This window comes from Mycobacterium sp. NGS29, from assembly GCF_059812965.1.
In genome coordinates this window covers 406,784-420,044 of sequence record NZ_JCALDR010000001.1, presented here as the reverse complement: position 1 = coordinate 420,044, position 13,261 = coordinate 406,784, and the positions used below count along the sequence as shown (strand labels likewise).

11 protein-coding genes and 1 pseudogene are annotated in these 13,261 nt (G+C 61.3%); 1 reads left to right on the top strand and 11 read right to left on the bottom strand.

Annotation, left to right across the window (positions count from 1 at the left end; translation table 11 throughout):
* Window positions 1–62: 62 nt before the first annotated feature.
* The 3 genes from AC5Y5Z_RS01960 to AC5Y5Z_RS01950 form a co-directional block, all read right to left on the bottom strand.
* Window positions 63–806 carry a nucleotidyl transferase AbiEii/AbiGii toxin family protein gene (locus AC5Y5Z_RS01960; protein ID WP_011560566.1) on the bottom strand — a complete coding sequence of 248 codons (744 nt, stop codon included), beginning with the start codon at window positions 804–806 and terminating at the stop codon, window positions 63–65.
* Entirely contained in the window at window positions 803–1,714 is a 912-nt protein-coding gene (locus AC5Y5Z_RS01955; RefSeq protein ID WP_017205323.1) for a hypothetical protein, read from the bottom strand. Before AC5Y5Z_RS01955 ends, AC5Y5Z_RS01960 begins: the two co-directional genes overlap by 4 nt.
* A 614-nt stretch (window positions 1,715–2,328) precedes the next feature.
* Window positions 2,329–3,491, bottom strand: a protein-coding gene (locus AC5Y5Z_RS01950; protein ID WP_225323256.1) for an IS3 family transposase whose coding sequence is annotated in 2 segments (ribosomal slippage) — window positions 2,329–3,204 and window positions 3,207–3,491 — 1,161 coding nt in all. Because the reading frame shifts where the segments join, the coding sequence is not laid out codon by codon here.
* Window positions 3,492–3,559: 68 nt separating this feature from the next.
* On the opposite strand from AC5Y5Z_RS01950, the pseudogene AC5Y5Z_RS01945 reads away from it, so the two are divergent.
* Window positions 3,560–4,003, top strand: a pseudogene (locus AC5Y5Z_RS01945) (DDE-type integrase/transposase/recombinase); the annotation flags it as partial.
* A 40-nt stretch (window positions 4,004–4,043) separates the two neighbouring features.
* Here AC5Y5Z_RS01945 and AC5Y5Z_RS01940 read toward each other — a convergent pair.
* The 8 genes from AC5Y5Z_RS01940 to AC5Y5Z_RS01905 form a co-directional block, all read right to left on the bottom strand.
* Window positions 4,044–5,243, bottom strand: a complete 1,200-nt coding sequence (locus AC5Y5Z_RS01940) for an acyl-CoA dehydrogenase family protein (protein WP_011856018.1) — start codon at window positions 5,241–5,243, stop codon at window positions 4,044–4,046.
* A 160-nt stretch (window positions 5,244–5,403) separates the two neighbouring features.
* Entirely contained in the window at window positions 5,404–6,510 is a 1,107-nt protein-coding gene (locus AC5Y5Z_RS01935) for an NDMA-dependent alcohol dehydrogenase (protein WP_011560572.1), read from the bottom strand.
* Window positions 6,511–6,658: 148 nt separating this feature from the next.
* Window positions 6,659–7,069, bottom strand: a complete 411-nt coding sequence (locus AC5Y5Z_RS01930) for an SCP2 sterol-binding domain-containing protein (RefSeq protein ID WP_005110592.1) — start codon at window positions 7,067–7,069, stop codon at window positions 6,659–6,661.
* A 91-nt stretch (window positions 7,070–7,160) separates the two neighbouring features.
* Entirely contained in the window at window positions 7,161–8,219 is a 1,059-nt protein-coding gene (locus AC5Y5Z_RS01925; RefSeq protein ID WP_005086581.1) for a BtrH N-terminal domain-containing protein, read from the bottom strand.
* 49 nt (window positions 8,220–8,268) lie between these two features.
* On the bottom strand, window positions 8,269–9,414 hold the full coding sequence (locus AC5Y5Z_RS01920) for an acyl-CoA dehydrogenase family protein (RefSeq protein ID WP_005086582.1): 1,146 nt from the start codon (window positions 9,412–9,414) through the stop codon (window positions 8,269–8,271).
* Window positions 9,415–9,452: 38 nt separating this feature from the next.
* Entirely contained in the window at window positions 9,453–11,072 is a 1,620-nt protein-coding gene (locus AC5Y5Z_RS01915) for a fatty acid--CoA ligase (protein WP_017205326.1), read from the bottom strand.
* Between the two features lie 26 nt (window positions 11,073–11,098).
* Window positions 11,099–11,752, bottom strand: coding sequence for a transglutaminase-like domain-containing protein (locus AC5Y5Z_RS01910; protein ID WP_011560574.1), 654 nt, complete (start codon window positions 11,750–11,752; stop codon window positions 11,099–11,101).
* The gene (locus AC5Y5Z_RS01905) at window positions 11,749–13,206 is read right to left on the bottom strand and encodes a cytochrome P450 (RefSeq protein ID WP_011560575.1); all 1,458 of its coding nucleotides are present in this window, start codon (window positions 13,204–13,206) and stop codon (window positions 11,749–11,751) included. The genes AC5Y5Z_RS01910 and AC5Y5Z_RS01905 overlap by 4 nt, the downstream gene beginning before the upstream one ends.
* Window positions 13,207–13,261 lie beyond the last annotated feature (55 nt).

Genomic DNA, 13,261 nt, shown 5'->3' with positions numbered 1-13,261 from the left:
CGAGACCGAAACCGTTTCGCTCGGCGTAGCCGCACGGAAACGAACGACTGTCTGCTGGTGCGTCATCGCGACACGATGGCGACATGGCGCCGGAGCAGCGCCCGCACTCTGGCCGGCACCCTCGTCGGCGGACTGGAGATCATCTGCGCTGCCACACGCGCAGCGTCGCCGCGCTCGCCGGCCTTTGTGATCTTGGGGTCGCCCAGGCGCCACGGCGAAGCGTGGTAATCGGGTTGTGACGCGACGATCTCCAGTAGTGTCTCGATATCCTGGAGGTCACGTTCGGAGTCGCGAACGGTACGTGCCAGCATCTTCAACACGAATGCTGCCTCGACGTCGGGAACCGGAATTTCGAACTCAACCGTGTCGCCGTCGGTGAGTCGGGCTGTGACGGCGACTTCGATCGGCGGTAGGGCGAGCGCCAACCGCAGCCCTGGCGCTCCGTCGAAGGCTCGTTCGCCGATGATCCGCTTGCCTGGTTTGGCTGCGGTGGGAACTAAGAGGTCGACCGCTTGCTCACCCCGCTCGTAGCGGTTGCCGCACTCAGCGGTGTACCCCAGTGCGGTGAGTCGATCGTGGAGGTTCCCGGTGGACGCCACGTTGACGTCGATCCCGGTGTCTGCGTCGGAGGTCAGTCGCGGTATGCCCGACACGTTGTAGACGTGCCGCAGCAGTCGCACCATGTGACCGCCGATGACGCGGTACTCGATGTCGGCAGTGACTGCGGCCACGTCACGCAGTGCACGCATTCCGTTGTCGTCGGCCACCGCAGTGCAGGCGATTTGCACCGATGCTGTTCCGGTCACCGGTGCACGATCCAGTCGCTGAGATGCTGCGGTGCACCGTCGCCAAGATCGGCACCGCCGCTGAGGTCCTGAAGCGCAATCACTGGATCCACAGTGATGATGTCGGAACGCTGCGTATCACGAACCCGCCGCCACCAGGCCGCGGTCGTCCAGACGGTCGGGTCGGCGGGAACCCGCACAGTCAAGGTCGCTTCCTCGGCGGTGGCCTCCACCAAACCGAACTCGGAGAGGTCGACCAGTTCTTTGGCATAGACCAGACCTCTGGTTGGTACCTGCCACGGTCGCAGGACGTCGGCGGCGACCTCGCCGCCAGCAAGGATCGGCACGGTGAGCTCGGCGCCGAGTCGGGTCGCACTGCGCACCTGCTCCACTACCGGATCCATTCCATACCAGTACGTTTCGACAAGTCCGCTGTCCGCAGGTACCAATGCCAGTTTCACCAGGAGCTCCCGGCGCGCAGCCTCGGTCATCGGCGTGTCCGGCAGCGGATCCTTCTCGGTCATTTTGGACACCGCCTGCTGGCTAACTCCGATGGCCGCGGCAATGTCGCGTTGGCGGAGGTGACCGCGCGTAAGCACACAGACCCGTTCAGCCGCCCGCCGCCGCCAGCTGCGCTCGCTGGCGGCGCGGGGCGGCCGTCCTGGTGTTGGCGTTCGGTAGGTTCGCCCGGAGAGCACCAGTTCGCCGGTGCTGCCGACGCTGAGATCCACGTCAGCCTGAGCCAGGAGCGCTGAACGTGCCTCATCTGAGATGGTCTCGCACACCACGAATACGCGGCGGCCTGGATGGCGGCGCACACGACTAAGGACTGCGGCCGGAGATGGCACACGTTCTGCCAGAACCAGGTCCGCTACTACGGCGCGGCCATCGATTCGGTATGTGATGCTGTGTGCATCACCAGTCACCATCCGCACGCCTGCGTCGACCAAGCGGGCAGGAATCGAAGCAGAGAGCACGTCTGTTACTCTACTCAGTGACTACTTGTCAAACAACCTATTGTCGATAAATAGCGTTCTGGTTGTTTGACTTCGACCAACCAGTGGCGTACAAACCGTCCATTGATCCGTCATACGCTGGTGGAGTTTAACGGGCCTAGCGTCGAGGAACCTGAGCAGATAGAGCTACTCTGACGTTTTCGCGGCGACGCCGGTAGCCCAGGCATCGCTGACAGCCGCTGACTCTTAATCAGCGGGTCTGGGGTTCGAAACCCTGACGGCGCACCATGCAAACGCAATGCTCAGGCAGGGTTGTTGTCGTTTCGGAGTGTTTGCTGCCTGTGACAGATGTGACCGATGTGACCGAAAGGTCTCCATATTGTCCCCGCGCTGCGGAAGCAGACCCACCACAGCAAACGGCGCGTCGGCGTGACATGTGAGACCGCCGTCCTAAGGTCGTGCCGTGTCTAATATGCCTCCCGACCCCGATGCATCTGACTCACGCGAGGACGGTGCACCTACCAAAGAGGCCTGTGCCAAGCTCTATCAGGAAGTGGGTCTGCTGCACGATCAGGTGACAATTTCGGTCACGCGGCCTGACTGGCCGTCGTGGTCATGATGGCTTCGTATTCGACGGGGGTCAACCGGCCGAGGGCGCCTTGGCGGCGACGTCGGTGGTAGGTGCGTTCGATCCAAGTGACGATGGCGATCCGCAGCTCCTCTCGGGTGGCCCAGCGGCGGCGGTCGAGGACGTTCTTCTGCAGCAGGCTGAAGAAGCTCTCCATCGCCGCGTTGTCGCCGGCCGCGCCGACACGTCCCATTGAGCCGACCATGCCGTGATGGTGCAGGGCCTGGACGAACTTTCGACTTCGAAACTGCGACCCTCTGTCCGTGTGAACCACGCAGCCGGCGACCACCCCACGGCGGCCGACCGCGTTGCGCAGCGCGGCGGTCGCCAGGCGTGACTTCATTCGGGAGTCGATCGAATAACCCACGATGCGGTTGGAGAATGCATCCTTGATCGCGCAGAGGTAGAGCTTGCCCTCGCCGGTATAATGCTCAGTTATGTCGCTGAGCCACAACATGTTTGGCGTTTCAGCGGTGAAGTCGCGCTGGACCAGATCGTCGTGCACCGGCGGTCCTGGTTTGCCGTTCTTGCCGCGCTTCTTGCCGAACACGCTCCACAACTGCTGCTGTGAGCAGATGCGCCAGGCGGTGCGCTCGGCCATCGGCTCGCCGGCCTCACGGGCCTCCTCGACGAGGTAGCGGTAGCCGAACTCGGGGTCCTCGCCGTGCGCGTCGAACAGGGCGTTGGCGCGGTATGCCTCGACGAGTTCGGCATTGGTGATGGGATTTGCCCGCCAGCGGTAGTAGGGCTGGCGGGCGAGCTTGAGTACCCGGCGCGTCACCGCGACGGGAATCCCGTCGGCGGCGAGCTCACTTACGAGCGGGTAGACCCTTTTCCCGGCAGATTGGCCTGCGACAAGTACGCCGCTGCCCGCCGTAAGACTTCATTCTCTTGTTCCAACAACCGATTTCGGCGTCGTAGCTCGCGCAGATCAGCGGAGTCATTGGTGCTCTTACCTGGCTTGGCGCCCTCGTCGACGTCGGCTTGGCGCATCCACTTGGTCAACGTCATCGGGTGCACGCCGAAATCGGTGGCGATCTGCTCGATCGTCACCCCGTCGTCGCGGTTACGGGCAACGCGGACGACGTCGTCGCGAAATTCACGGGGGTAGGGCCTAGGCACACTGACATCCTTCCAGCCCGCCCGCTTTGGGCAAGCCAACTCAGATGTCACCTATTGGTGCAGCAGACCCGATGATCGTGGGCTGGCGGGTAGCGTCGCACATGCGTACCACCATGGTGCTGGATGCGTTGGAGATGGCTCGTTGGTCACGCGGAAACACATTGCCGGGCTTGACATGTCACTCCGATGCCGGATCGCAATTCACCTCTATCCGCTATGGCGAACGGCTCGCCGAGATCGGAGCGGTCCGCTCGATCGGCACGATCGGAGACAGCTACGATAATGCCCTGGAGACGGTGAACGGCTACTACAAGGCGGAGCTGATCTACGGGCCAGTCCGCACCAGGCCGTGGAAGACCGTCGAGGACGTCGAACTCGCGACCCTGAGCTGGGTGTACTGGCACAACACCAGCCGCTTACACAGCTACCTTAATGACATCCCACCCACCGAGTTCGAAGCCGCGTTCCACGATGCACATGGGACCGACCAACCCCTGGCCGGAATCCAATAACCCGAGCCTCCGGGAAAGTCAGGGCGATTCAATCAAGTAGCTAGAGTCCGATACGTTTGGCGATGACCTCGTTCATGATTTCGTTGGTGCCGCCGCCTATTCCGAGAATTCGGCAATCTCGATAGTGTCTCTCGATCTCAGACTCACGCATGTAGCCCATCCCACCGAAGATCTGAACCGCCTCATTGACCACGTAGTCGCACGCATACACAGCGGTGTTCTTGGCCATCGACACCTCGGCAACGACATCCTCCCCCGCTAGCCACCTCTGCATGACCGCACGGGTGTAGGTGCACGCCACGTCGACCTGTCGAGCCATCTCCGCAAGCTTATGGCGAATGATCTGGCGCCCCGTCAAGGGTCTACCGAACGTTTCACGTTCCCGCGCCCAACTCTTGGCAAGGTCGAGAGCCCGACCCGCCGTCGCGTACGCCTGGACGGCGATGCCGAGCCGTTCAGCCTGAAATTGCTGCATGATCTGCAAAAACCCACTGTTCTCTGCCCCCACCAGGTTGTCAGCCGGTACGCGAACGTCGACGAAAGACAACTCGGCGGTGTCGCTACATCGCCACCCCATCTTGTCTAACCGGCGGGACACTTCGAATCCAGGCGAATTCTTGTCGATCACAAGCAATGAAACTCCACCGTAACCCGGTCCGCCGGTGCGTACCGCCGTAGTAACGAAGTCCGCTCGAACTCCGCTGGTGATGAACGTCTTTGCTCCGTTGACCACGTAGGTGTCCCCCTCGCGCACCGCGCGTGTGCGCAGATTCGCGACATCTGAGCCTGCCCCAGGCTCGGTAACGCCCAGCGAGCCGATCATCTTTCCTGCGAGCGTAGGACGGACATATCGTTGAATCAGGGCGTCGGAGCCATTGGCGGCAATGTGGGGAAGGGCAATGCCATGGGTGAACAAGGCGGCGCAGACGCCAGTGGACCCGCCTGCGGCCAGGATGGCCTCAGTGACCAGTGCAGAGTCAATCGCATTGCCGCCGCTGCCGCCGACTTCTTCCGGGAACCCGATTCTGAGAAGCCCCACCTCGGCAGCATTGAGATGCAGGTCGCGCGGAATCTCACCCACGTGCTCCCATTCCGCTAGCTTCGGCGCGATTTCACGTTCCGAGAAAGACCGCGCCATTTGGCTCAGCGCTCGTCGCTCCGGCGTGGTCCACACCTCCGGGGCGATAGCGAAACGAGCAGCCCCATCCCTGCTTGCCGTGGTCGTGCCAGCGTCCGTCATCTCAGCCTCCCAGAGAATGTGATAGATGATCGATGAGGTGTCTGATGCTTGCCGTCCTCACGACGGGAAAGAAGGACCCGACGCCAACCACCCAAGGGGCCCGGCCGCATGATCTGCAGCAACGCAAGGACATGGAGACCAGCAGTGGGCATGATGCTCTTCAGAACCGGACCAGCCCTCGGATATTTTTTCCTGAACGCATATCCTGGTAGCCCTCATTAATTTGGTCGAGGGAGTATTCGCGGGTGACCAACTCATCGAGCTTCAACAACCCAGCGGAGTACAGCTCGACCAGTCGCGGAATATCGTGCGGCGCATTGGATGAGCCATACAAAGCGCCACGAATCTGCTTCTCGTAAAGCGTCATTTCAAGCAGTGATCCTGAGATCGATGAGTCGTCGGGGTGCCCGATGGCCGTGACCACGACGCGCCCGCGCTTTCCGACCAAGGCCAGCGCTTCCGCGGTGTAGGAGGCCTCAGCCACATCGGTGGTGAGGATGCAGACATCAGCCAGCTTGCCCAGCGTCATATCGCTGACCAGCGACCAAGCTTCATCCATCGAGGCCGCGGTGTGCGTCGCACCGAACCCGCTCGCTTGCTCTCGCTTGAACTTCACCGGATCGACCGCCACAATCGCCAGCGCTCCCGCGATTCGCGCGCCCTGAATCGCATTCATTCCGATTCCGCCCGCTCCCACTACCACGACGGTGTCCCCGGCGCGCACCTCCCCAGTCCGCACCGCAGATCCGTAACCGGTCGTGACGCCGCAACCGATCAAGGCTGCCCGATCCAGGGGGATTCCGCCGTCAATCTTGACCACGGACGCCTGCGGCACCACTGTGTACTCGGAAAACGTCCCGAGCAAACACATCTGCCCGACGTCCTCGCCTCGTGCGTGAAAGCGATAGGTGCCGTCGATCTGCGGTCCCATCATGAGCGCCGCTCCCAACTCACAGAGATTGCCCATGCCGCGCGCGCAGTACGAGCAGCGCCCACACGAGGGAAGGAAGGTCAAGATGACAGAATCACCTTCGGACAGTTCCTCAACCCCTTCGCCGCACTCCACGACTGTGCCAGCACCCTCATGACCCCCCACTACCGGCAATGGGATCGGGAGGTCGCCGGTCACCAGATGTTCGTCGGAATGGCACAAGCCGGTGGCCGCCAGCCGCACGAGGACCTCCCCGGGACCTGGCGGATCCAAATCGACTTCTTCGACCTCCCACTTCTGCTCCAAGCCCCACAAAACAGCCGCACGTGTCTTCATGTTGAAGTCCCTTCTATCGAATTACGCTTCTCGAGTAGTTATCCCGACCGCGCACGGTGGTCGCGCGAACTGTCCTGGATGATCTCCGGGCACATCGCCCAGAGGCCCGCGCCGCTCACCCGGGCCCGGGCGCGGTACCGCACCGACATCACACATTGAGCAGGTCGTGACGCTTGTCGGCCTCAAGGATTGCCCGGTATTCCGGAAAGAGGTTCTTTGCCTGCGGTATGAGCTTGATCAGTTTGGTGACAGGACCTTTCGCTCGTACAGTTCCTTTCGCCATCGCCATGGTCAAGTTCACCTTCCCCAACCAGAACCTGTTGCCGGTATCCGCGGACATGAACAATTCGACATTCGGTGTAACGCCACTGTCCGCGCCGGTCTCTACGACCTTCTCCGGCATATCCACGGTTACTACCGCATCCGGATCGGTGTAGTGGATCCGTAACACCACCCCGGACCCGGCAAGTCTGTTCGCAAGGTCTTCGTTCTCCAAACCTCGTCGAAAGATGCCGGCGAGGTAGCGGTAAACCTCTTCCGCATCAGCGAAGACAGCCATCGTGATTCTCCCTTCCTATGACACAATTCAAAGCGCTCAAATAAATCTGCTGGGTCGCAACCAGTTCGGCTTGCTCCGAAGCAATCAGAACTCATAGGAGTAGATCTCCTGCCTCCCTCAGCGCCTCCGCGAGTCGACGTTCGGCTGTCGGCAATTGCGCAGCCACGGACGCGGCGCCGCTCGCTCTTCGGTGCGGATCTGCACCGCGGTCATAAGCGGCGTGCGCAACCGCGGTCCACAACTCAGATGCGGTCTTTGCAGCCTCCGCTGCTTTAAACGCAGGTTCGAAACTCAACTCTTCAGCGACGCGCCGACATCCACGTGCTTGCAGATCTCGGAACAGACCGCCTCCGGTTCCGGCTTTTTCGATGAAGGCGCTCAGCGCAAACAAGGCTCCGTCGAGGGTGTCGTCGTCAAAGATCTTCGGCCACCGCTTGAGATCCTCCACAAAAGTCGATACCCCTGGTAGCCCACGCACCTGAATTTCACAATCGGAGTCCTCGGTGATCGGCGCGCTCACACACGAACCCTGCATCGCGTCCGCGGACCTACGGAAGGCCGACCGGGCAGCATTGCCGAGATCTGGTGCCGCGCCGGGCCACTCGACTACGTAGGTGGTGTGCCGCGTGGGGACGGGAAATCCCGTCGATGCCCGCGCCTTCCGTAGATTCTCGTAAGGCACGGCTTGAGGTGTATCGCGATCGTTATCGACCACGAAGGCGAGTTCCTCGTCGTCGTCGTACCCTACGATCACGACATCGTGCCGGCTCATACTCAGACGCGTTCTCAGATAGGGCAATTCGGCGATGTCAGTCCACACCATGACCGGCGTACCGGCATCGATCTGTTCGGTCACCCATTTCCACCCGAGATCGGGGTCGTCTGTCGAACGACACTCGAAGCGCGCGCCCAACCGGGTCAAGTATTCGTCTTCGAGGTCCGCGCTGCGTCCAACGAGGTAGATCGGTGGACGTAGGTGGGCCGAGCGAACATACGAGAAGTCGAGGGCCCCGCCGAGAGCAAACACGATGCCTTCGTCCGGGGTGTCATCACCCCAACGGATCCCGGCCCATTCGGTCAAATCCCGAAGAGCCCCCGATCCGCAGTGGCCGCCCATGTCGTGGCGATACGGCACCACCATCGATGCCATCAGTCCTCCTCCTCTAGATGACTAACGTGCGGGCGGCAACTCCTCTGAGTCATAGGGAACGCGAGATGATTTCCTTCATCACCTCGTTCGTGCCGGCATAGATTTTTTGCACGCGCTGATCCACCCACAACCTCGAGATGGGGTACTCGGTCATGTAGCCATATCCGCCGTGAAGCTGCATACAGTCATCGAGTACCTTCATCGCTCGCTCAGTGGTCCACCACTTCGCCATGGCGACGGTCTGCACGTCGAGTTGACCCGCAAGGTGCAGGTCGATGCAGTAGTCGAGGAACACTCGTGCGATGCGCGTTTCTGTCGCGGCTTCAGCCAGCGTGAACTTGGTGTTCTGAAAGCCAAAGACAGGCCGACCGAACGCCTCCCGCTCACGCGTGTACTTGAGCGTCTGCTCCAGGGCAAGTTCCATCGCTGCGACAGCCCCCACCGCGACGATGAGTCGCTCTTGTGGCAGCTGCGTCATCAGCTGAATGAAGCCCTGTCCCTCAGACTGGCCCAGTAGATGCGAGCGCGGAACTCTCACTTCATCGAAGAACAACTCGGAGGTGTCCTGGCCGCGCTGGCCGATTTTGTCGAGAACCTTGCCGCGCCGGAATCCCGCCCGGTCAGCCTCGACAACGATCAAAGAGATGCCCGCAGCGCCCTGGCTCGGATCTGTCTTGGCAACAACGATGATGAGGTCGGCCTGTTGGCCGTTGGTGATGAAAGTCTTGGAGCCGGTGATCACGTACTCGTCACCGTCCAGGAGGGCTTTTGTCTTGACGCTCTGCAGATCGGACCCGGTCCCCGGTTCTGTCATGGCGATCGCCCCGATCATTTCACCGGACGCCATCTTGGGAAGCCACTGCGCGCGCAGCTCTTCAGTCGCGTACTGCAGGATGTAGTGGGCGACGATTCCGCTGTGCAGTCCCGCGCCCCATGAGCTGTCACCTATGCGGGCCTGCTCTTCAAGCACGACCGCTTCGTGCGCGAAAGTGCCACCGCCTCCGCCGTATTCCTCAGGTATAGACATGCAGAGCAGGCCCAGCTCGCCTGCTCGGTTCCACAGTTCTCGGTCGACGTGGTGCTGGTCTGCAAAGCGGTTCGCATGCGGCGCCAATTCGGCCGAGAAGAACTTCGCAGCGAGGTCACGAAGCTCGAGTAATTCGGCATTCATCCAGGGAGAGATTGGTGAGGACATGATTACCTTCCGACTGTTGGAATTCCAGGGATTTGACGTTATGACGTTTCGATTTCGATGAGGTATTCGCCGGCAGAGTGGCGCGCACGGATGACCTTTTTGTCGTACTTTCCGACGCTCGTCCTCGGAATATCGGACACGAAGCTCCATCGCTCGGGAATCCACCATTTGGCGACTTTGTCCGCAAGGAACGATCGGAGTTGGTCAATGTCAACGTCGGTTCCGGGGTGGACGACGACAAGCGCCAACGGCCTTTCCTGCCATTTATCGTCCGCGACGCCGACTACCGCCGCTTCGTACACGGCAGGGTGGCCGATCAGCGTGTTTTCCAGCTCCACCGAGGAGATCCATTCGCCACCTGACTTGATGACGTCTTTCGAGCGGTCGGTCAGTGTCAGATAGCCCTCGGCGTCGATCTTGCCCACATCACCGGTACGCAGCCATCCTTCGTCGAACTTCTCCGTATCGTTGTTTCCGAAATAGGACCCGGTGATCCAGGGACCGCGCGCCTGGATCTCCCCAACTGATTGCCCGTCCCACGGCACGTCTTTCCCGTCGTCGTCCCGCAACCGGATTTCGACACCGCAGATCGGTCGGCCCTGGGATGCGCGCAGCTCCCAGCGCCGCGTCGCGTCGGCTCTGTGAGCCGGACGTGCAACGGTCGCCAACGGAGAGGTTTCGGTCATACCCCAGGCCTGCACAATGGGCACGTCGTACTTCTCTTCGAATGCCCGCATCAACGAAAGCGGAACAGCAGACCCCCCGCACGCGACCAGCCGTAACGAAGAAATGTCCCGCTCAGGGTGCGAATCCAGATATCGGTCGACATCGTTCCAGATCGTCGGCACTGCACCGGCCAAGGTCGGTCTGGTGTCTTCGATGATCGACACCAACGGTTCGGCTTGGAGATACCGGTCAGGCAGTACCAGATCCGCACCGGACATCAACGCTGCGTAAATAAGCCCCCACGCATTGGCGTGAAACATTGGGACGATGGCCAGCACACGGTCGGCCTCGCTGACTGACAAAGCGTTAGCTGTGCAGGCGGTCAGGGAGTGAAGGTACGTCGAACGGTGGCTGTAGACGACGCCTTTGGGATCTCCGGTGGTACCGCTCGTATAACACATGGCCGCGGCGGACAGCTCGTCGAGCTCAGGCCAGTCAAATGATTCTTCTTGGCCGGCAAGCACTTCCTCGTAACGCAGAACGGTCTTCCCGCATCCCTGGAGCGGGGCAAGGTCGCCCTCTCCGGTGACGATGACGGTGTGCACCGACGCCATCGCTGGGAGCGCGCGCGCCAACAACGGGGCAACCGAAGCGTCGACTAGGACGATCTGATCGCTCGCGTGATTGGCGATGTACGCCAGTTGCTCTGGGGCCAAACGAATGTTGAGCGTGTGCAGGACCGCGCCCATGGAGGGAATCGCACAGTAGGCCTCCAGATGTTCCTGGTTGCTCCACTGGAAGGTGGCCACGCGTTGGTCTGCCGTGACGCCAAGACTGCGCAGCGCATTGGCAAGGCGAGCCACTCGCGCCAGCACAATGCGGTAAGGCGTTCTCCGATATCCATTTCCGGTCGGAGTGACGACCTCGCTGTCACCGTGTATGGCTGCCGCATGCTGGACGATCGCCGACACCGTGAGCGGAACATTTTGCATTGTGCTTTGCATCGTGTAGTGCCCTTTCAGGCGAAGAGGTCGGGACGGCTGTTCGGCTGATCGATGAATGTGCCGTAATGCGTTCTCAGTGCTTGCAGGATGTCTGCTAGGGGTAGATCGTCGTAGGCTCCCCGGTCGCGCAGATACTCCATGTGCTGGGTGCCGTCAGCGGTGAAACCATGGAGTAGCGCGTCGCTACGGCCGTCGAATTCGATCGGCGAGACACCGAAGCGTGCGCACAGCTCGCGATTGAACGCCGGGGTGGCCTTTACCCACGCACCGTTGAGGAACATGAGACTGTAGCCGTGGTAGACGAAAACGTCGCTACCACCCATCCGCTCGCGCAATGCCTTGGTCTGGAGGTGGTTTCGGACGTCGGCGAACCCCAGCCGCGCCGGGATTCCCGCCGCTCGGCACGCTGCAGTCAAGAGCACGGCCTTCGGGACGCAGTAGGCCCGTTCTGCGGTCGCGACGGTGCTGGCGCGATACGCGTGCGGGTTGTCGGTCACCGTGTAGGGGTCGTACCAAATGGAGTCACGGACCGCGGTGAAGATGGCGATGGCCTTCTCGGTGTCGCCGCAGGCACCACGGATCGCCGATGACACGAAGTCACGTACCGAATCTTGTTGCCAGTCAAGAAACTCCGTGGGTTCGAGGTAGGGGCTGTGGTCGACGGTCATCGGCGCTTCATCTCCAACGGAAGTCCGTCCACCGGAATGGGCAGCGAGGTGTTGTCCCATCGGACGTGATAGTTCTCCGGAACCTTCCAAGTGAACGAACGCAGCATCCTGTGCAGGATTGCTTTGACTTCGAGCGTCCCGAATTGCATGCCGATGCACTTGTGCGCTCCACCTCCGAACGGAACCCAGGCGAATCGGTGGTGTTGGTCTTCGCGCCGAGGCTCGTCGAAACGTGAGGGATCGAACCGCTCCGGATCACTCCAGATCGTTCGATCGAAGTGATTCACGGCAGGCGTTATAGCGCATAACGTGTTCGAGGGGATGTGATATCCATCGATGGCGACATCTCGAACCGTCTTGCGCATCACCAGCGGAACAGGTGCAAGCAGTCTGAGCGCTTCCTTGATCACGAGGTCGATGACCGTCATCTTCTCCAGGGCCTCGATGTCCGGCAACCCGTCACCGATGGCCGCGGCTTCCGCAGCCGCAGCCTCCTGCCACTGCGGATACTTGGCAAGGAAATAGGTGACCGCTGTGGTGGTGATCGTCGAGGTGTCGTGGGCCGCCATCATCAAGAAGATCATGTGATTCACCACATCCTCGTCGGAAAACCGCTCCCCGTCTTCGGTCGTGGCTTGACAGAGAGCAGCGAACAGATCCTCCGTTTCACCGGCTCGCGCGGCCGGCAGATGCCGGAAGAAGTAGTCCTCCAAAACGCGCCGCCCTTGCACACCAGCGCGGAATCTGGTTCCCGGAAGCGGAGCACGCACAAGGGAACTCGCCGCCCGGACCGTAGCGACGAACGCCTTGTTGACAGCATCGCTCTCGTCCTTGCCGCGGCCGCCCATGAAGACGTCGGTAGCGATGTCGAGGGTGAGTTCCTTCAACAGTGGGTAGATTCGAACCGACGGGCCCACCGGCCACGCAGGCACTGCCGAGCGAACGCATGGCGTTACCTGTTCGACGTATCCGGTCAGGCGCGGACGCGTAAACGCCTCCTGCATGATGCGCCGGTGCATCAAGTGCTCGTCGAAGCTCATGAGCATCAAACCGCGATGGAAGAAGGCGTCGATCAGGAAGGACCAGCCATCCTGAGAGAATGCTTTCGCTTCGCTCGTGAACGCCTCTCGAGTGGCGTCAGGGCCGGCGATGACCACCATCTTGGTGCCGAACGCGCCCATCCACGACACCGAACCCAGACGGTCGTAGCGCTCTCGACTGAAATCCGAGCCGAATCGGATGTAGTCGAGCGTGTGACCTACGAAGGGCAGTCCGGCATCCCCCCGGACGGCTTTCAATCCACTGCCCGCGGGTGCCGGTGCCAGTTCACGAACCGGCCAGTCCCGGCTCCATCGACGCCATCTGTCGTCGACGGCGTGAGGCGCGGGGACCATGATCACAGAGGACAACCGCTCCTTCACGTGGTGCGCAGGTGCGAGAAGGTGATTCGTCATGGTTCCTCCTGGACGCTGGGCCGCTTTGACGGCGTCCACCAGTCTTTACAAAGAT